This is a genomic window from Moraxella sp. FZFQ2102, from assembly GCF_024137865.1.
Taxonomy (GTDB): Bacteria; Pseudomonadota; Gammaproteobacteria; order Pseudomonadales; family Moraxellaceae; genus Moraxella.
The window spans coordinates 709,484-727,825 of record NZ_CP099960.1 but is presented as its reverse complement, the minus strand read 5'-3'; the positions used below and the strand labels follow the sequence as shown (position 1 = coordinate 727,825).

The 18,342-nt window shown below is 47.3% G+C and carries 18 protein-coding genes, 2 tRNA genes and 1 pseudogene; 6 read left to right on the top strand and 15 right to left on the bottom strand.

All coding sequences use genetic code 11. The features are described 5' to 3' along the window. Positions 1-47: 47 nt before the first annotated feature. Positions 48-584 (top strand): cytochrome c5 family protein, encoded by a 537-nt coding sequence (locus tag NGM44_RS03455; RefSeq protein ID WP_253224265.1) that lies wholly within the window; start codon positions 48-50, stop codon positions 582-584. An 81-nt stretch (positions 585-665) separates the two neighbouring features. Here the strand turns inward: NGM44_RS03455 and NGM44_RS03450 are convergent, their stop codons facing one another. From NGM44_RS03450 to rplY, 3 genes and pseudogenes are all read right to left on the bottom strand, one after another. After that, positions 666-1,685 carry a calcium/sodium antiporter gene (locus tag NGM44_RS03450; protein WP_253224264.1) on the bottom strand — a complete coding sequence of 340 codons (1,020 nt, stop codon included), beginning with the start codon at positions 1,683-1,685 and terminating at the stop codon, positions 666-668. Between the two features lie 19 nt (positions 1,686-1,704). Next, positions 1,705-2,286 carry an aminoacyl-tRNA hydrolase gene (gene pth, locus NGM44_RS03445; RefSeq protein WP_253224263.1) on the bottom strand — a complete coding sequence of 194 codons (582 nt, stop codon included), beginning with the start codon at positions 2,284-2,286 and terminating at the stop codon, positions 1,705-1,707. 83 nt (positions 2,287-2,369) lie between these two features. Continuing rightward, a pseudogene (rplY, locus tag NGM44_RS03440) lies at positions 2,370-2,660 on the bottom strand (50S ribosomal protein L25); the annotation flags it as partial. A 471-nt stretch (positions 2,661-3,131) separates the two neighbouring features. Here rplY and putP point away from each other — a divergent pair. Beyond that, complete coding sequence (gene putP, locus NGM44_RS03435) at positions 3,132-4,631, top strand: sodium/proline symporter PutP (protein WP_253224261.1); 1,500 nt, start codon at positions 3,132-3,134, stop codon at positions 4,629-4,631. A gap of 476 nt (positions 4,632-5,107) precedes the next feature. Here the strand turns inward: putP and NGM44_RS03430 are convergent, their stop codons facing one another. From NGM44_RS03430 to hisF, 12 genes are all read right to left on the bottom strand, one after another. Then, complete coding sequence (locus NGM44_RS03430) at positions 5,108-6,061, bottom strand: ribose-phosphate pyrophosphokinase (RefSeq protein ID WP_253224260.1); 954 nt, start codon at positions 6,059-6,061, stop codon at positions 5,108-5,110. A gap of 199 nt (positions 6,062-6,260) precedes the next feature. Then, positions 6,261-6,336 (bottom strand) — tRNA-Gln (locus NGM44_RS03425). Between the two features lie 74 nt (positions 6,337-6,410). Continuing rightward, positions 6,411-6,486: transfer RNA gene (locus tag NGM44_RS03420), tRNA-Gln, on the bottom strand. 117 nt (positions 6,487-6,603) lie between these two features. Continuing rightward, positions 6,604-7,629 (bottom strand): PTS transporter subunit IIC, encoded by a 1,026-nt coding sequence (locus tag NGM44_RS03415; RefSeq protein ID WP_253224259.1) that lies wholly within the window; start codon positions 7,627-7,629, stop codon positions 6,604-6,606. 295 nt (positions 7,630-7,924) lie between these two features. Beyond that, positions 7,925-9,280 (bottom strand): bifunctional UDP-N-acetylglucosamine diphosphorylase/glucosamine-1-phosphate N-acetyltransferase GlmU, encoded by a 1,356-nt coding sequence (glmU, locus tag NGM44_RS03410; protein WP_253224258.1) that lies wholly within the window; start codon positions 9,278-9,280, stop codon positions 7,925-7,927. A gap of 152 nt (positions 9,281-9,432) precedes the next feature. Further along, positions 9,433-10,020, bottom strand: a complete 588-nt coding sequence (locus tag NGM44_RS03405; protein ID WP_253224257.1) for a nuclear transport factor 2 family protein — start codon at positions 10,018-10,020, stop codon at positions 9,433-9,435. Positions 10,021-10,373: 353 nt separating this feature from the next. Beyond that, complete coding sequence (locus tag NGM44_RS03400) at positions 10,374-10,958, bottom strand: phosphatidylglycerophosphatase A (protein WP_253224256.1); 585 nt, start codon at positions 10,956-10,958, stop codon at positions 10,374-10,376. A 23-nt stretch (positions 10,959-10,981) separates the two neighbouring features. Continuing rightward, positions 10,982-11,554, bottom strand: a complete 573-nt coding sequence (locus tag NGM44_RS03395; RefSeq protein WP_253224255.1) for a GTP pyrophosphokinase — start codon at positions 11,552-11,554, stop codon at positions 10,982-10,984. 13 nt (positions 11,555-11,567) lie between these two features. Next, on the bottom strand, positions 11,568-12,497 hold the full coding sequence (gene thiL, locus NGM44_RS03390; RefSeq protein ID WP_253224254.1) for a thiamine-phosphate kinase: 930 nt from the start codon (positions 12,495-12,497) through the stop codon (positions 11,568-11,570). A gap of 46 nt (positions 12,498-12,543) precedes the next feature. After that, the gene (gene nusB, locus NGM44_RS03385) at positions 12,544-13,071 is read right to left on the bottom strand and encodes a transcription antitermination factor NusB (protein WP_253224253.1); all 528 of its coding nucleotides are present in this window, start codon (positions 13,069-13,071) and stop codon (positions 12,544-12,546) included. Between the two features lie 393 nt (positions 13,072-13,464). Further along, positions 13,465-13,959: a 6,7-dimethyl-8-ribityllumazine synthase gene (gene ribE, locus NGM44_RS03380; RefSeq protein ID WP_253224252.1), complete on the bottom strand. Its 495-nt coding sequence runs from the start codon at positions 13,957-13,959 to the stop codon at positions 13,465-13,467. Positions 13,960-14,101: 142 nt separating this feature from the next. Beyond that, positions 14,102-14,878: an imidazole glycerol phosphate synthase subunit HisF gene (gene hisF, locus NGM44_RS03375; RefSeq protein WP_253224251.1), complete on the bottom strand. Its 777-nt coding sequence runs from the start codon at positions 14,876-14,878 to the stop codon at positions 14,102-14,104. A 278-nt stretch (positions 14,879-15,156) separates the two neighbouring features. Here hisF and NGM44_RS03370 point away from each other — a divergent pair, with 278 nt between their 5' ends. Genes NGM44_RS03370 through NGM44_RS03355 form a run of 4 tightly spaced genes read left to right on the top strand, consistent with a single transcriptional unit; the run spans position 15,157 to position 18,333 of the window. Then, positions 15,157-16,155, top strand: a complete 999-nt coding sequence (locus NGM44_RS03370) for a homoserine kinase (RefSeq protein ID WP_253224250.1) — start codon at positions 15,157-15,159, stop codon at positions 16,153-16,155. Continuing rightward, a complete protein-coding gene (locus NGM44_RS03365) occupies positions 16,155-17,042 on the top strand; it encodes a class II glutamine amidotransferase (RefSeq protein ID WP_253224249.1) in 888 nt (295 codons plus the stop codon). The genes NGM44_RS03370 and NGM44_RS03365 overlap by 1 nt, the downstream gene beginning before the upstream one ends. Beyond that, positions 17,042-17,890: a DUF3025 domain-containing protein gene (locus NGM44_RS03360; protein ID WP_253224248.1), complete on the top strand. Its 849-nt coding sequence runs from the start codon at positions 17,042-17,044 to the stop codon at positions 17,888-17,890. The genes NGM44_RS03365 and NGM44_RS03360 overlap by 1 nt, the downstream gene beginning before the upstream one ends. Beyond that, the gene (locus NGM44_RS03355) at positions 17,890-18,333 is read left to right on the top strand and encodes a hypothetical protein (protein ID WP_253224247.1); all 444 of its coding nucleotides are present in this window, start codon (positions 17,890-17,892) and stop codon (positions 18,331-18,333) included. The genes NGM44_RS03360 and NGM44_RS03355 overlap by 1 nt, the downstream gene beginning before the upstream one ends. The last annotated feature ends 9 nt before the right edge of the window (positions 18,334-18,342 follow it).

Genomic DNA, 18,342 nt, shown 5'->3' with positions numbered 1-18,342 from the left:
GGGCGTATAATGGCTAATTATATCCGCATAAATTTTAAGGATTTATCATGAAAACTGTACACGCCGCACTTATCGCTATGATCGCTGCAGGCTTAAGCCTAACCGCCTGCGGTGAAGAGAAAAAAGCCGAACCTGCCAAGGCAGAACCTGCAAAAACTGCACCTGCAGCCGCACCTGCCGAGCCTGCGCAAGCTGAACCTGCCAAGACTGAAACCCAAACAGATGTCCAAGCCGATGCAGCAAAGCCAGAGCAAGCAGCTGAGCAAACTGCCAATACCACAGAACAAAAAACTACCGACGCCACTGATGCCGCTGCTAAGACTGAAATGGTTAAGCCTGCATCACTTGCTGTGGGGCAAAAACGCTATGAAACAACTTGTAAGATGTGCCACGACGCAGGTCTGTTAGACGCACCGAAGCTGAGCGATAAAGCAGGCTGGGCGAAGCGTGCCGAGCAAGGCGTTGAGACTTTGTACAAGCATTCTGCCCAAGGCTATAACAAAATGCCTGCGCAAGTCATCGGTGATGTGACCGAAGCGGAAGTCTATGCTGCGGTAGATTATATGCTGTCACAGGCTAAATAATCAAAACTTGCAAGATAAATATAAAACCCCTTGTGCTAGATTGGCACAAGGGGTTTTGTAAAATAAGAAGTTTGGCTAGATTTACGCCAAACCCAGTGCTGATACTGCAAGCCAGCCGCTATAAGCCACAAAGCACAGCAGTAAAAATGCCCCTGAGATGCGACCGATTTGTCCATCTTTTCGTAAGGCAAAAGCACACATCACAAACAGCACTAGCGTGATGATACACATCACCACCGTGTCACGGCTTAGCGCTTCAGGATTGACTGTCATCGGTGCGATGAGTGCCGCTAGACCAACGACGCCTGTGGTGTTAAATAGGTTTGAGCCCAGTACATTACCGAGTGCCAATTCATATTCACCGCGGCGCGCTGCGATGATCGATGAGACAAGCTCAGGTAGACTTGTGCCGACGGCGACGATGGTCAGACCGATGATCAAATCGGATAAGCCCCACAGCTTGGCAAGTTCTACCGCACCCCAGACGATCAGGCGTGAGCTGAGCACCAAGACGATAAGTCCTGCGATCAGCTTAAATAAAGACTTGGCGGTGCTGACTTGGGTGGGATCGGGCAGCTCTTGTGCGTCCAGTTCAAGCTCATACGCGTACTCATCACTGGCAAGGATCGCGCTTTCGCTGGCAGCTTTGGCATGGCGTTTGGCATAGAGAATCTGCACGATGATATTGGCCGCTAAGACCGCGATTAAGATTGCGCCATCGAGTCGATCGATATGCCCATCCATCAGTAGAATCACCGAGATGACAGTTGAGCTAATCAGCCATACGAAGTCGGTTTTCAGCACTTGTTTTTGGATGATGATCGGTGCGATCAAGGCGGTGATGCCAAGTACCAGCATGATATTGACGATGTTTGAGCCGTAGGCGTTACCCAGTGCAAGCCCTGGACTGCCTGCAATCGCCGATAGGGCTGAGACGACAAGCTCTGGCGCGGATGTGCCGACACCGATGATCAGTGCGCCGATGAGCATTTTTGGCATATGATATTTGGTCGCCAGTGCCACCGCGCCATCGATGAACACATCGGCGCTGTAGATCAAGATGACCAAACCTGCTGCGATTGCCAATAAAGATAGTAGCATAAATGATCCCAAGCTTGCTTTAGGCAGGCAACTTAAATCCATTGATCTGATTACGCGCGCGCTCCAGATCGCCTTTGATGATGTCTTGTAGCGCACTTACCGCACATTCAATAGCACGATCGATGCTGATGCGCTCATCTTGACTGGGCTTGCCAAGCACAAAATTACTCACCTGTGATGACTGAGCAGGGCGCCCGATACCGATACGCAAACGGTGAAAATCCTGCCCCAGATGCGGCACAATGTCTTTTAGACCATTGTGTCCGCCATGACCGCCGCCTGTTTTTAAGCGGATTTGTCCAGCGGCGATGTCCAGCTCATCATGTGCAACAAGCAGCTCATCGGCATTGATATTATAAAACTTTGCCAATGGCGCGACCGCTTGCCCTGAGCGATTCATAAAAGTCTCAGGCAAGAGCAGTCGCACATCTTGCCCATAGATCGTACCGCGACCGACTTGACCGTGAAATTTTTTATCAAAGTTCAGGCTAATGCCAAATTTTTGGGCAAGGGTCTCAACGAACCAAAAGCCAGCATTGTGGCGCGTGTCGGCATATTGCGCACCTGGATTGCCCAGACCTACAATTAACTTAATCGTCATAATAATACAGTCTTGAAATGATCAACAAACAAAAAACCAGTAAGCACGCCTACTGGTTTTGTCATCCGTCGCACGAATTAAGCGCGTTGGAAGTCCACATGTAGTGGGAAGCCTTTCGCTGGATGGCGTTGTAGGGCTTTGATGACAACATTGTGTGCAGCACCATCAACAGTGATGGTAGTTACGCTTGAGAAAAACGCTTCGCTTTCTAGTGCTTTTACAAGTTCGTTGTTCTTAACGCAGATTGCCACAGGCTCAGCGTCACCGCCGTAGATGATGGCTGGGATTAGGTTTTCTTTACGCAGGCGGCGGCTCGCACCTTTGCCCTGCTGGTCTGCTGCACGCGCAACACCGTTTAGAGTAAATTGGCTCATGATAGATCCTTAATTTTAAATAACTTTTGACGAACTTGCGACCAGTCCGTCCACATTCGCCGCGATGAAAAATTCATCCATCGGCATTTGCCATGTGACAAATTAGCCAACTATTATACACAATCTTTGGCAAAATCTCAAAATAAAATTGTTCATCTTAATGAAAAATTGCGCCAAATTTCCATCCAAAAAGCGAATTTAACAGCGAAAATGGCGAAAAAGTTGCAGAATTGTTGCTAATTTTCGCATGAATTGAGATTGGTTACAAATAAAAATTTGATCAAAATCAATAATATATATATAAGTTTGCTACAGTTATCTTGCACAAAAATAATAAAAATTGGTTTTATGATATAATACTGTTGCTTATGTGTGAATTTGTTGATGAGTAAAAAAATTCATCATGACCACTTTTGTATAAAATTATGTTATTGTTGTGGTGAAAACCACAGGTGATAAGGAGTGTGCCATATGCAAACTGTGGCTACGGGCGTTTGGATTTCGCTCGCTATTTATTTTATTGCGATGCTTGCCATCGGTGTTTATGCGTATTTTAAACAAAAAAACGATGTCGAAGGCTATATGCTGGGCGGTCGTGATCTTGGCCCTGCAGTGGCGGCATTGTCAGCGGGTGCATCGGATATGTCAGGCTGGCTGTTGCTTGGTCTGCCGGGTTATATGTATGCATCAGGCGTGGTGAGTATTTGGATTGCGCTAGGCTTGACCATTGGTGCATTTGCCAACTATCTATTGGTTGCGCCGCGTCTGCGTGTCTATACGGAAGTGGCGGATAATGCCATCACTTTGCCCGACTATTTTGCTAACCGTTTCCAAGACAAATCGCATCTATTGCGCATCGTCTCGGCGGTGGTTGTCATCGTGTTCTTCACTGTCTATACTGCAGCAAGTCTTGTGGCAGGCGGTAAGCTGTTTGAAAGCTCGCTGGGTCTGTCATACAGCCTAGGCCTATGGGTGACTGCAGGCGTGGTTGTAGCTTATACGCTGTTTGGTGGCTTTTTGGCGGTGTCATTGACCGACTTTGTCCAAGGTGTCATCATGTTGATCGCCATGCTACTGGTGCCAATTGTGGCGTTTACCGAAATCGGCAGCGTCTCAGAAGGTTTGGCTATTGCCCAGCAGGCTAATGCTGAAGTGTTCAACTGGATGAATGGCGTCACCGTGATGGGCGTGATTTCACTGATGGCGTGGGGCTTTGGTTATTTTGGTCAGCCACACATCATCGTACGCTTTATGGCGATTCGTTCGGTCAAAGATGTGCCTGTAGCGACTGCTATCGGTATGGGCTGGATGATTCTAAGCCTAATCGGTGCATTGATGGTTGGTCTAGCCGGTATCGCTTATATCGCTAAGACTGGTCAAAAACTGGATGACCCTGAGACCATCTTCCTAGTATTCTCGCAGGTTCTATTCCATCCACTGATTTCAGGTTTCCTATTGGCAGCGATTTTGGCGGCGATCATGAGTACTATCTCATCGCAGCTACTGGTGGTATCAAGCTCATTGACACGCGATGTGTACAAGCTATTCCTTGATAAAGAAGCATCAGAAGCGCGCCAAGTTTTGGTGGGTCGTATTTCTGTTGTGGTGGTTGCACTGGTGGCGATCTTCTTGGCAGGCGACAGCAACAGCTCGGTACTAAAACTGGTATCGCACGCTTGGGCAGGCTTTGGCGCGGCATTTGGTCCGCTGGTTATCCTAAGCCTAATGTGGAAACGCATGAACCGTAATGGTGCATTGGCAGGTATGATTGTCGGTGCTTTGACGGTGATTGTGTGGGTATATGGCGGCTTTGAGATTGGCGGTCAGCCAGCCAATGACGCGATTTACTCAATCCTACCAGGCTTTGCGCTAAGCTTCATCACCACCATCGTGGTAAGCCTAGCAACTGCTGCACCAGAAGCGAAAATCGTCGCACAATTTGAAGAAATGGAAAAAGGTCTAAAAGGCTGATAAGTTTCTGTCAAATCATACAAGCACCGCCAAGTGAGTCATTTGGCGGTGCTTTTTTTGTACGAAATTTCCTACAACCATTGACGCATTTTGCGTATTTTCTTTATGCCAAAATTATCGCATAATACACACATAGCAACGGAGAACCCTGATGGAGCAGGGCAAGGATGACATGCTATTCAAGGAAGGTTGGTAAGGATACGGATTTTACGGTGGTAAAATCAGGGAAAACAACGGGCAATGTCAGTGATGGCATTGTCCGTTGTTTTTTTGTGATTACACCAAGTGGAATGAAAAATTGCTACATTTTCCATTCGTGGTGAGCTTGTCGAACCACAGCGGAAAAATCATTCATCCTTCGACGGGCTCAGGACGAACGGTTTTTGTATTATTTCATAAGTTTGTTTGGTGTATAAATAGATGATGATAAAAAACCCATCAAGCACGCAGCTGATGGGTTTTATTTTGATTAATGTTTATACATCGTATTCAAACATTGCGCTGATTGATTCTTCGTTATTGATACGGCGTAGCGATTCGGCAATCATCGCAGCGATGCTGACTTGGCGAATGTTGCCACAAGCCTTAGCTTCTTCGGTCAGTGGAATGGTATCCGTCACAACCAGCTCATCTAGTGCTGAGTTTTTGATGGTTTCAATCGCTTTGCCTGATAGTACAGGGTGAGTGATGTAGCCCACGACACGGCGTGCACCGTTGTCTTTGAGTGCTTGAGCGGCTTTACATAGTGTACCTGCGGTATCGACGATATCATCAATGATGACGCAGTCACGACCAGAAACATCACCGATGATATGCATCACTTGTGATTCATTGGCACGGGCACGGCGTTTGTCAATGATTGCAAGGTCGGCATCGCCCAGTAGTTTTGCCATCGCGCGAGCACGCACAACACCACCGACATCTGGCGAGACCACCATTAAGTTGTCATAATTTTGTTGTTTGAGATCTTTTAGTAGAACTGGCGTACCGTATAGGTTGTCCACTGGCACATCAAAGAAGCCTTGGATCTGGTCAGAATGCAGATCCACCATCATCACACGGTCGATACCAGCGATTGATAGCATATCAGCGACCACTTTGGCAGAGATAGGCACACGAGCTGAGCGAGGGCGACGGTCTTGGCGTGCATAGCCAAAATAAGGAATGACCGCAGTGATGCGACCAGCGCTTGAGCGGCGTAGTGCATCTGCAAGCAAGATGACTTCCATTAGGTTGTCATTGGTAGGTGCACAGGTTGGCTGTAGGATGAAAACATCTTTACCACGCACATTTTCTTTGATTTCGATGGCGATTTCACCATCAGAAAAACGAGTGATATCTGCTTTACCCAGTGGAATGTGCAGGTTATCAGCGACAGTTTGGGCGAGCTGTGGGTTGGCACTACCAGAGAAGACAGCCATATATGACATGGTAAAAATCCTATAAAAGCAAATCAAAAAAGGGCATTGGGCGTATAAAGCCATTTAAGGGCATATTTTAGCACTTTTGGGGGCGGATTTGCAGGGGGGTGCGGCAAGTTTTTTGTAAACCTTGATTGGCTTGGCTTGCGTGGGGAAAATTTGGCAATAAAAAATCAAGCCGACCATTACTGATCGGCTTGATTGGATTTGGCAGAGGTAGCTGGACTCGAACCAACGAATGTCAGGATCAAAACCTGATGCCTTACCAACTTGGCGATACCCCTAGATGCAAATTTTTTAAAAGATTTGCAAACTTTGTTTCAAAGCAAACAAAGGAGGAAATTTACTTTGAAGAAATTGGCAGAGGTAGCTGGACTCGAACCAACGAATGTCAGGATCAAAACCTGATGCCTTACCAACTTGGCGATACCCCTGTATAGGCGACAAATTATACAGTAAAATTTTTAGATTGCAAGCATTTTTCTAAGAAAATTCTGCAAATTTTTATAAGATATTGATTTATAAAAATATTTTGTCATTTTCCCTATGAATCAGCCTTTATCCAAGGCAAGATCACCATCTTTAATCCAGCCCTTAGCACGCATAAATCTTGTAAAAATCCAAGTCAAAATCGCAGGCAGAACAAGGTGAAACGCGACAATTAAGCCCCATACTGATAAGCTTGTCCCCATCGCATCCAGCGTGCCGATTTGTCCGACCAGGCCGCTTGTCCCCATGCCTGCGCCTGATGGGATATTGGTCATGCCAAACATGGCGGTGGCAAATGGTGCAAGAATCGCACCTGTCAGCGTCGGCGGCAGCCAAAGTTTGGGATTTTTTAGGATATTGGGCATTTGAATCATACTGGTGCCAAGTCCGCAAGCAAGCGCGCCGCCCGTGCCGTTATCGCGATAGCTCATCACCGCAAAGCCGATCATCTGTGCAGCACAGCCGACTGTCGCCGCCCCTGCCGCAAGTCCGCCCAAGCCTAAACTAATGGCAATTGCCGCACTTGAGATGGGTAGGGTTAAAATCACCCCCATCGCCACCGCGACGACGATGCTCATGACGATCGGTGATAGCTCCACTGCCCACATGATGAACTCGCCCAAGGCTGTCATCATCTGCGCGATCGCAGGGCTGATAAAGCCTGCCACCGCCATACCGACCACCAGCGTGGTCATCGGCGTGATGATGATGTCAAGCGGCGTGGTGCGATGGACGAATTTGCCGCATTCAGCACCGATCAATGCCGCGATGAACGCACCCACTGGCCCACCCAACGCCGCCCCTGCAAAGCCTGTGATGATACTGGTAAATAGTACCAATGGCGGTGATTTGAGCGCGTATGCGACCCCTGCACCGATCGCTGCGCCCATCATACTTTGGGCTTGTGTGCCGATGTCGATCAGCCAAGGCAAATCTGTCCATGTGCCGATATTTTTGATGATTAAACCCAAGATTAGTGATGAAAACAGCCCCAATGCCATGAAATTGAGCGCATCGATGCCGTAGCGTTGCCATGAGATGACGATATTTTGGCGTTGTAGGTGGGCTTTTAGCGAGAAGTTGGACATGGCTCATCCTTGGAAGTGTACAAAATTTGAGCAATTATAAGAGTTTTCCAAATAATTAGCAAATTTAAATTTTGATTATACAAATTTGTGGTAATAAAGTGGGTGAATTGGGTGTATTTGTTTTAAATTACTGATGATTTTGGCTGATGGAATTTATTGGTAGGTCAAAGCAAAATTATCTTTTAAAATCATCAGATTGTCAGTATTTTCAGCTTTTTATTCACATTTAAAACAACCATAAAAAAGCACAAACCACCAACGATTTGTACTTTTATGCTTAATTATTTTCCATGAATTATTTCTTCACAGGGCGCGTCCAAGCATCGATGGTGATTTGCTTGCTGCGTGCTAGGGTAAGCTTGCCATCGGGGCTGTCTTTGGTGATGACTGAGCCAGCACCGATGGTTGCGCCTGCGCCGACTTTAACAGGGGCGACTAGGCTTGAGTTGCTGCCGACAAAGGCATTATCACCGATGATGGTGTTAAATTTATTCACGCCATCATAATTGCAAGTAATCACCCCTGCACCGATATTGACATCTGCGCCAAGTGTGGCATCGCCGACATAGCTTAGGTGGTTGATTTTACTGCCAAGACCGACAGTGGTTTTTTTGGTTTCGACGAAGTTGCCGATTTTTACCTTGTCTGCCAGTACGGTCTTTGGACGCAGATGGGCGAATGGGCCGATGGTGACGCCTGCGCCGATGGTGCTGTCATCGATCACGCAGTTTGGCTTGATGTGGGTGTTATCGCCGATAGTGGTATTGCTGATGACGGTGCCGGCATCGATTTGTACGCCATTGCCAAGCGTGACATCGCCGATAAAGACAGTGTTGATGTCGATAAAGACATCTTGTCCGCAGGTTAAGCTGCCGCGAATGTCCACGCGGTTTGGGTCGGCGAACTGCACCCCTGCAAGCTGTAGGGCGTGAATTTGGTGGGCTTGATAAGTGCGCTCAAGATTGGCAAGCTGAATGCGATCGTTCACACCTTCGATCTCAAATTCGTATTCAGGCGCGATGGTGGCGATGGTGATGCCATCAGCGACCGCCATTTTGACGATGTCGGTCAGGTAATACTCACCTTGGGCGTTGTCATTGCTCAGTGCTGGCAAGTATTTGTGTAGTAGGGCATTGTCCACACAGTAGATGCCGCTGTTGATCTCAGTGATTTGCTTTTGTGCTTCGGTGGCGTCTTTTTGTTCGACGATGGCGACGACTTTACCATTATCACGCACGATGCGACCTAAGCCAAATGGGTTGGCGACATCTAGGGTTAGCATAGAGATGCCGTCAGTATTGGCGGCGACAAGCTTTGCCAAGGTATCGGCTTGGGTTAGTGGCACATCACCGTATAGAATCAAGCTTTTGCCATCGGTCGGTAAGTGTGGCAGTGCCATTTTTACCGCGTGACCCGTGCCAAGCTGCTCGGCTTGCTCAGCGAAAGTCACTGGATAATCCACCAAATCCGCCTTGACCATCTCACCACCAAAGCCATAAATCAGCACCGTGCCGTCTGATTCGACCGCTTGGCAAGTATCCAAGACATGCTTGACCAAAGCTTTACCCGCCAAGGTCTGTAGCACCTTTGGGCGAGTTGATTTCATGCGAGTGCCTTTGCCAGCGGCTAAGATGATGGTGTGTAGCGTCATGGGATTTTCCTTAAAAATTGTTAATCCATCAATTTTAGCAAAAATTCATGAGATTTTGGCAAAATTTTAGATGGCTTTGGTTGTGGTTTTGTATAAAAAATAAAAAACAGGTCGCGTAAACGACCTGCTTGTGGAGCGTAGGGGTGGATGGGTTAGGCGACGCCTTGTAATGGATTGACATTGAAAGTGTATAGGAAAATTTTCCACTCGCCATTTTGTTTGGTCATCACGAACACTTCGCGGTTTAGATCGATGACGCTGCGTTGGTCTTTTAGGCTTGTGACCACTGAGCCGAAGTGATGGTGGGTGCGTACCACGGCGGTGTCGCCATTGACCCAGATGCTATCGACAGCGAAGTCGGTGACAAATTTTTCGTTTTTGAATAAGTTGTCATACTGCTGTTTGCGCTCTTGGGTGGTGTCTGCGGTCAGCACTTCGTTCCATTGCGAGTAGCTTTCTGGTGCTGCGAATAAGGTTAGGATAGTTGCGGTGTCGCCACTATTTAGTGCATCTTGATAACGGATGATTTGGTTGTACACAGCTTGTTGTTCTTGGGCGATTTTTGGATTTTTGTCAAAACGAAAATCACCGCCAGTTTGGTCTGCTGCTTTGGCTTTTGGGTTGCTGCCTTGTGCGGCAAGGGATTTTTGGAGTAGATTGCCATTATCAACAGCAAAAGCAGGTGATACAGCTGAGAATGCAACAACGGCTGATAGTAGAGCTGGCATGAATTTTTTCATGAGTATATTCCTTATTTTGGTTATTTTTTGATGATTAAATCATTATTGTGATTATTTATTTTATTTTTATAATAACAAGCAGTGGTTTTTTGTTATTGTTTGCTTGTTGGTGCATAGAATACGCCTTTTTTATTGCGTGTACAACCATAAAATCGGCGATTTTGTTATATCAATGTACAATAAAACTTGCAAGCTGGCAAAAATCTTACAACATGGCGTGAAAAATTGCCTATCATTTGCAAAGAGCTTACTGAAGTTTTGCCAATGGATTGGTGAATTTAAAGGGCTAAAAACCGCTTTGGGTAAAGCGGTTGGTGGTTAAATCAGGTGGTGTATATGGTTTGATTGTACATTTAGCTTGGCAGAATACCAAACGAAAACAGCCCAATCACCGTAATCATCCCTGCGATGATTCCTGCTAGGACATCGTCCATCATAATGCCAAAGCCACCCGTCAAATGCTCATCCGCCCAGCTGATTGGCGCGGGCTTCAGCACATCAAATACGCGAAATAGCACAAATGCTGTGCCAAAAATCAGCCAAAATTCTGCCGTCATCAGCGTTGCTGTGCTAAGACCGTCCATCTCGTGTAGCACAAATAAACTTGGCAGAAGCGCAAGCCACATCCCGACCCATTCATCCCAGACAATGTGCGGATCGTCATCAATGCCCATCAGCGCCGAAGTCTTGCCACAGATAAAGCTGCCAAAAATAAGCCCCAATGCTGTGGTGGTGACAAACGCCCAAAACCCCGCCAAGATCATTGGAATGGCGATGATCAGTCCGCCCACCGTTCCCCAAGTCCCTGCGGCGCGGCGCGGCAAGCCTGAACCCAGTCCGATGCCCAGCCAATAAATCAGTCGCTCAAAGGCGGTGGCGGTCGGTGGGCAAGGTGGGCAAGTGTTGGCTTTATAGATGTCAGGTTTGGATTGGCTCATGGTTTTATGGTATTGATTGAAGGTTATTTGACGAAATCTCGTTTATAAGCGATGTGATTTTGGATATTGGTCATGGCATCGCGTTCATCCCAGATTTGCAGCTCCCACGGGTAGTAGAAATTACTGGCATTTTTAAAGTACACATGAATACCGATATAGCCATCGACATCGCGCAGATACCAATTTTTTAAGCCATATTTTTCTTTAAAACTATCCAGTTTTTCTAAAATAATCCCAATGTCTTCTGAAGGTAGGACAATTCTTGCACCAAAAATATCATTTAATATATTGTTCACGGGATATTGATTATCTCGGGCAAGATAGCGTGCAATTTTTGCTTCGATGCTCTCAGAAGTCTTAACTCGATAATAAAAAGTGATGTCTTTGGTATCGGCAAATAGTAGATAATCATTGATGGCTTCGTGTAGATTCAGGCGATATGATAAGATGTGTTCAACCGGCACATTTTTTAGCGTGCGACTTAGGTTGAGTTTTTCTACTTTGCCCGTTTCAAAATAATCTTGGGAGTATTTGGCGTGGATTAGATTGATTTCGCGAATTAGGCGTTCGGTTTTTTCTAGATTTTGACTATCCATTGTACATAATTCCTTAAAAATGCTCCCAACCTTTCACCTTAAAATCCACCGCCTTACCATGCTCAAACAGCACCAAACCATCATCAACACTGATCTGTCCAATCGGATAAATAGGTAAGTGGGCAAAATCAGCCTGAAATTGCGCAAGCTTTGTTACTGGTAGGGTAAAGCACAGCTGATAATCATCGCCGCCATTTAAAATATGCTGATATTTCTCGGCAAAAGGCAGGGCAGCGACCGTATCAGTACAAGGAATCTGTTCAAGATTTAGCCTTGCGCCCACACCGCTTGCTGTCAGAATATGCCCCAGATCCTGCCCCAGGCCATCAGAGATGTCGATCATGCTATTGGCAAATCCCTTGAGCGCTTGCCCAAGAGCAACTTGTGGCGTCGGATAATCCAGTGCAGCGCGCAAAGGACTTACCTTGCCTTGCAAAACCTGTGATAACGCCAAGCTTGCCGAGCCAATCTGTCCACTGACACAGATAATATCGCCAAGCTTTGCACCGCTGCGTGTGATGGCAGCGCCTTGTGGTACAAAGCCTGTCGCGGTGATGCTAATGGTGGTGGTCGGCGAATAAGTAGTGTCACCGCCGATTAATTTTACACCAAATTCATCGCAGATCTGATACAGTCCATCGGCAAAGCCCGCTACCCATGCGGCATCGTATTTTGGCAGGCTAAGTGCCAGCGTGATGCTGTGTGGTGTCGCGCCCATCGCTGCAAGGTCGGATAGATTTACCGCCACCGCCTTATAGCCCACCGCGTGTGCAGGCGTATCGGCAGGGTAGTGGCGATTTTCCACCATGGTATCGGTGCAGATCACCAACTGATGCCCCATCGGTACATCCAGCACCGCGCAGTCATCACCGACACTGATGGCGATGTCATCTGCTGCCGTATGACGGCTAAAATGCTTGGCGATGAGCGAAAATTCGGACATGGTCGATTTCTTGGCTTGGCATGAACTTGGTAAAAGTTGCTTGGGTTTACGCGTCTTTTTGGGCTTTATGGGCACGCACTTCGGTCTCACGCACGATTTTGGCGTATTGATCCAGCACGGCATTGATCAGCTTGTGCGCATCGGTTGCACCAAAGTGAGTGTTCAGCTGCATGGCTTCATCCAGCACGACTTTATAAGGGATGTGTAGGCTGTATTTGAGTTCATAAGCGCCGATCAGCAGAATGGCTTTTTCGACGGTATCAAGTGCATCAAAATTACGATCAAGATGACGAGAGATATCCACAATCAACTCACCTGCTTGCTCAGGAATCTTGCGCATCAGCTCATGATAATAGCCAAGATGTACCGTATGCATGGCATTATCCGCACGCGTACGCGCAACGATGGTGTGCGGCTCATTGCCACCGACCAAGGCTTTATCCGTCTTGGCAAGGCGATAATCGGTCAATAGCCACTCGTACAAGCCTTGCAGGGCAAAGCGGCGCGCCTTACGCACGGCAGTATGGGTGGTTTTGTAGCCAGTTTCGGCCAAGGTGATGTCGATGTCAGTCATGATATTCTCGCTTGCAAAAGACAAAATGGGCAACAGTTTATCGGCAGATGCCGATATGATAAAACAAATCGCGCCAAAGCAAAAGGTGATTGATTGTTAAATAGTGTGGATAGATCCAAAAATGTGCCGCTTAAGCACATTCAAGCGGTTATATATAGTGATTTAACTTCAAAAACCACCAAAACCACCAAAACCGTTCGCTCTAAAGTAGTGAGCCTGCCGAACTATCGAAGGGTGGAGTGGTTTTCTGTTCTGGTTCGATTTGGCTTACCACGAACGCAAAAGCTCATATGGCGTATTTTGAATTTAATGAACTATAAAAACCAAAAACTTAAAAAGTCAAAAGTGGGCGTGCGCTTGCATCTCCCACAATCTTGCGATATAAACGGTATATTAAATCGCTTTTAATACAGAAACCATCTCAAGTGCGGTCAAGGCAGCTTCATAGCCTTTGTTGCCAGCTTTGGTGCCGGCGCGCTCGATGGTCTGTTCGATGTTTTCGGTGGTCAAGATGCCATTGATGACAGGCTTGCCTGAAGATAGCGCCACTTGGCTTAGGCCTTTGGCTGACTCATTGGCGACGATATCAAAGTGTGGCGTTGCACCGCGGATGATTGCGCCCAATACCACCACAGCATCATATTTATCCGACTCAGCAAGACGCTTGGCGGTCAATGGTAGCTCAAACGCACCTGGTACGCGCACCACATCGATATTCGCGCCTTGTACGCCATGACGCACTAGGGCATCGATCGCGCCTTCTACCAAGCTTTCGACCAAAAAGCCATTAAAACGACCCACGGCGATGGCGATACGCACCGCTGAATTGTCATGCAAAGCACCTTCGATGTGCGTGATGGCGGTTTTTTGAGCAGTAAAAGTTGTCATAATAATTATCCTAAAATTTATAAATGGTTGCGGTTATTTTAACACAGTTTGATGGCGTTTATAAGCAAGTTTTTGCAAATAAAAGTTGCAAAATTGGGCTAAATAGCATTTTTAAAATGCCCCATCTGATCGATGGCTGAATTTACCAAATCAAGCGCACAGGGATATTTTGCGCTGCCATAAATTCTTTGGCTTCTCGGATGGTATAATCGCCAAAGTGAAAAATACTCGCCGCAAGCACCGCGTCCGCACCGCCTTGGATGACGCCATCAGCAAGGTGTTGTAGATTGCCCACGCCGCCTGATGCGATCACAGGGATATTGACGCTGTCGGCGATGGTGCGTGTCAGTTCAAGGTCGTAGCCTTGGCGTGTGCCGTCGCCATCCATGCTGGTGACGAGCAATTCGCCTGCACCGCGCGCGGTCATTTGTTTTGCCCATTCGATGGCGTCGATGCCTGTGGCTTTGCGTCCGCCGTGGGTGAAAATCTCAAAACCCGTACTGCCATCTGCGCGCAGCACGCGCTTGGCATCGATGGAGACGACGATGCATTGATTGCCAAAACGCGCGGCGGCATCACTGACCAAATCAGGATTGGTGATGGCGGCTGAATTGATGCCGACCTTGTCTGCGCCTGCGTTTAATAGATTTCTGATGTCTTCGATTTTACGCACGCCACCGCCGACGGTTAGTGGGATAAAGATGGATTTGGCGATCAGCTCAACGGTGTGATAAGTGGTGTCGCGCCCATCTGATGTGGCGGTGATGTCCAAAAAGGTGATCTCGTCTGCGCCTTGATCGTTGTAGCGTTTGGAGACTTCCACAGGGTCGCCTGCGTCTTTGATGTCCACGAAATTCACACCCTTGACGACGCGACCATTTTCAACATCTAGGCAGGGAATTAGGCGTTTGGCTAACATGGGAATGTCCTTTGTTTTGGCAAGTTAAATTGTACTTGGCATAAAAATTGGCTGAATTTGCCGTATTTTCAAACATCAATTGCTGTATTATTTATTATAAAACACACAACTATTTTTAAATATTAACTTAATAAATAAAATTTATAAGCAACCATCCAAAAATACTTTGGCAATTTTAACAAAGTTTTATTAAAATATCAGCAGTTTTAGTGATTTTGATACGCCAAGGCTTGTTACGCATCAAAACCTTATCTTTTTGCCAACCGAAGTGGTGCTTTATGTCTGTTTATACCCATTTGTCTGATGATGAATTTTATGCCTTTTGTGGCTTGTATGGCGTGCCTTTTAAAAAGGCAATTCCGATCGTCCAAGGGATCAAAAATTCCAATTGGTTCGTGCAGACCGATGGCGATAAAGGCGATGCGTTTAGCTATGTGTTCACCTTGTACGAAGAGCGCGTGCCTGATGACATCATCAAGATGGCGACCGTGATGCACACGCTTAAAGATGATTTGCCGATCGCTGCACCTTTGATTAAAAAAACCGCCAAAGGCACACACATCGGTGAAGATTGCGTGATGCGCTATGAGAATAAGGCGATTTTGGTTGTGCCAAAATTGGCAGGTGTGCACCCGACAGCGACCACAGTGTCGATGTGTCATGAGATGGGCAAGGCTTTAGCGGTGCTTCATAATACCTTGACAACGCTACAGCCTGCCGAAGAATATGGCGTGCCTTTGTACGACTGGGCAAGAGTCAAGGTGCGCGAAACAGCTTTTATGCCGATTGATGAAGCGCGTCTTATGAATGATATTTGGGATGCGCACGCCAATCTGCCAAGTGATTTGCCAAAGGGTTTGTGCCATTTGGATATGTTCACGGACAATACCTTGTGGGATTTTAGCGGTGATGTGCCGCGCCTGACGGGTCTTTTGGACTTTACCGAAGTGTCGGTGGAATATTATGTGATGGATGTGGCGATCACCATCAATGATTTTTGTACCACTTGGGGCAATGCCAGTGATGGCGAGAGCGTGAATTTTGACACCGAGAAGATGGCGGCGTTTATCGAAGGCTATGAGTCGGGGCGCGTTTTGACCGCCGATGAAAAAGCGGCACTGCCTGTGATGCTGGCGTATAGTGCAACGATTTTTTGGCTGCTGCGTCTTAATGTCATCCATTATAACCGCGAGCAAGGTCGTACAGGTGATGACATTATGGTGAAAAATCCTGACCTAATGAAACGCTTGGCGAGTTTTCATTGGGGTCGTGTCTGATGTGTCAACTTCTAGGAATGAACTGCAACACCCCAACTGACATCGGCTTTAGCTTTGCTGGGTTTCGTAAGCGCGGTGGCTTGACTGACCATCATGAAGATGGCTTTGGCATTGCATTTTTTGAGAAAAACCCGTACGAAGATGGCGTGGGTTTGCGTCAGTTTCACGATGACAAGCCAAGCCATTCATCGCCGATTGCTGATTTGGTGAATAATTATCCTATCCGTGCGATGAATGTCATCGCTCATATCCGAAAGGCCACCCAAGGCAGCAACAGCCTTGCCAATACCCATCCTTTCGTCCGTGAAGTGTGGGGCGAGCAATGGGCGTTCGCACACAATGGGCAGATGACCGACAGCTTCGTTAAGCGCACCGAGCGACTGATGGCAAATGGCAACGCCGAGCATTACACGCCTGTGGGGACGACCGACAGCGAATTGGCGTTTTGCTACTTATTGAACCGCCTAAAAGCCACTTTCAAAAGCCGCCCATCTGATGAAGCTTTGTTTGCTTTTTTGACCGCGCAGTGCCGCTATTTATCTGCCAATGGACTGTTTAACTGCTTGATTTCTAATGGCGATTGGCATTTGGCATATGCAGGCAGCTTGCTATTTTATCTGACGCGCAAAGCACCGTTTGGCGAAGCGAAGCTATCGGATGGCGAGATGACGATCAATTTTCAAGATGTCACCACTGAGAATGATAAAGTCACCATCTTGACCACCATTCCTTTGACCGATAACGAGACTTGGTCGCAGCTTGCGGTGGACGAGTGCTTGATTTTTAAAGATGGCGATGTGGTATTTCGCGATACACCGAGCAAAAAAACTTATATGAGCATCGAAGATGGCATCGCACTTGCGCGTTCGGTCGGGGCGAGTATTTGATGCGATTTGTGCAGGATTTTGCTGCGATTGATTTGTCTGCAGCGTGGCTTGCGCCATTTTTGCCGATGCATTTATCTTTTGCTGATGCAGGTAAAACACCTTTGGCAACTTGGCTGAATGACTATTTTAACAAGCAAAAGCTGGGCCTATACAGCACGCTTGGCAAGTCCCTATCTTTTACTGATCAAAGTGATCTGCCGCACGGCGTGGCGTATGAGCGCTACATCGGCGAGACAGGCAAGATCCCTACGCGTGATAATCTGCACGATTGGTTTGGTGCGAATATCTGGGTGGTATTTCCCAAGTGCAAAGCCATGCTCAATCACCATCACCTAAAGCACCTAGACGATGGCGATACGGACAATGGGCGCAATCGCGTGCGTGATGCCATCACAGTATTTGATGAAAATGGCATCATCGTCGCAGTCAGTGATGAGAAGGTGGGGCAAGCGATTGGCGCAGCGTTGGGGCGGTTTGATTGGCAAAATTCATTGGTCGCACCAAGAGCATTTTGGCATAATCCAAGTGAGCTATCTGACCAGACGCACGCCCAAGCCTTTATCTTTGGTCACGCCCTGCTTGAGCAGCTGATCACACCGCGCAAAAATCTGTGCGCTCATGCGCTGATTGTGACGGTGCGAGCGGAGTTTTTTGAGCATTCATTAAGTGCGCAGCTGGCGTATTTGGATGAGCTTGTCGCGGATAAATTGGATATTTGGCTGAGCCATCCTGCGACCACACCAAGAGATCTGCAGCCCTTGCCTGTGCTTGGCGTGCCATATTTTTGGCAAGGGCAAGATGATGTATTTTATCAAGATAAATCGGTATTTCGAGAAGGGCGTCGGTGATGATGAAAGTGGCGTTATTTTTGCACTTGATCGGTGCAAGCATTTGGGTTGGTGGGCATCTGTATCTGCTTGTGCGCCTGATGCCAAATTTTGTTAAGCGAAACGATGTGGCAGACTTTTTGGCATTTGAAAAAAGCTATGAACCGCTAGGCTTGGCGGCGTTGGGCGTGCAAGTGGTGACAGGGATTTATATGCTAAATAGCATTGTACCGATGACGCTGTGGCTGACGCCGATGGGTTATTTGACCGCGCTGATTCATGCCAAATTGACTTGGCTTGTGCTGACGATTATGACCGCTTTGCATGCGCGCTTTCGTGTGGTGGCAAAGTTTGAATCAGGCGCGTATAATGACAAAACGCTTGGGCTGATGGCGATTCATGTCGGCTTGATTTGCCTGTGGTCGCTAGGCTTTGTAGCGACAGGAATGGCATTTCGGTATTGATGGGGTGAA

Coding starts and splice junctions, on each gene's coding strand:
- NGM44_RS03455 (WP_253224265.1), top strand. CDS start 48: ATGAAAACTGTACACGCCGCACTTATCGCTATGATCGCTGCAGGCTTA.
- NGM44_RS03450 (WP_253224264.1), bottom strand. CDS start 1,685: ATGCTACTATCTTTATTGGCAATCGCAGCAGGTTTGGTCATCTTGATC.
- pth (WP_253224263.1), bottom strand. CDS start 2,286: ATGACGATTAAGTTAATTGTAGGTCTGGGCAATCCAGGTGCGCAATAT.
- putP (WP_253224261.1), top strand. CDS start 3,132: ATGCAAACTGTGGCTACGGGCGTTTGGATTTCGCTCGCTATTTATTTT.
- NGM44_RS03430 (WP_253224260.1), bottom strand. CDS start 6,061: ATGTCATATATGGCTGTCTTCTCTGGTAGTGCCAACCCACAGCTCGCC.
- NGM44_RS03415 (WP_253224259.1), bottom strand. CDS start 7,629: ATGTCCAACTTCTCGCTAAAAGCCCACCTACAACGCCAAAATATCGTC.
- glmU (WP_253224258.1), bottom strand. CDS start 9,280: ATGACGCTACACACCATCATCTTAGCCGCTGGCAAAGGCACTCGCATG.
- NGM44_RS03405 (WP_253224257.1), bottom strand. CDS start 10,020: ATGAAAAAATTCATGCCAGCTCTACTATCAGCCGTTGTTGCATTCTCA.
- NGM44_RS03400 (WP_253224256.1), bottom strand. CDS start 10,958: ATGAGCCAATCCAAACCTGACATCTATAAAGCCAACACTTGCCCACCT.
- NGM44_RS03395 (WP_253224255.1), bottom strand. CDS start 11,554: ATGGATAGTCAAAATCTAGAAAAAACCGAACGCCTAATTCGCGAAATC.
- thiL (WP_253224254.1), bottom strand. CDS start 12,497: ATGTCCGAATTTTCGCTCATCGCCAAGCATTTTAGCCGTCATACGGCA.
- nusB (WP_253224253.1), bottom strand. CDS start 13,071: ATGACTGACATCGACATCACCTTGGCCGAAACTGGCTACAAAACCACC.
- ribE (WP_253224252.1), bottom strand. CDS start 13,959: ATGACAACTTTTACTGCTCAAAAAACCGCCATCACGCACATCGAAGGT.
- hisF (WP_253224251.1), bottom strand. CDS start 14,878: ATGTTAGCCAAACGCCTAATTCCCTGCCTAGATGTTGAAAATGGTCGC.
- NGM44_RS03370 (WP_253224250.1), top strand. CDS start 15,157: ATGTCTGTTTATACCCATTTGTCTGATGATGAATTTTATGCCTTTTGT.
- NGM44_RS03365 (WP_253224249.1), top strand. CDS start 16,155: ATGTGTCAACTTCTAGGAATGAACTGCAACACCCCAACTGACATCGGC.
- NGM44_RS03360 (WP_253224248.1), top strand. CDS start 17,042: ATGCGATTTGTGCAGGATTTTGCTGCGATTGATTTGTCTGCAGCGTGG.
- NGM44_RS03355 (WP_253224247.1), top strand. CDS start 17,890: ATGATGAAAGTGGCGTTATTTTTGCACTTGATCGGTGCAAGCATTTGG.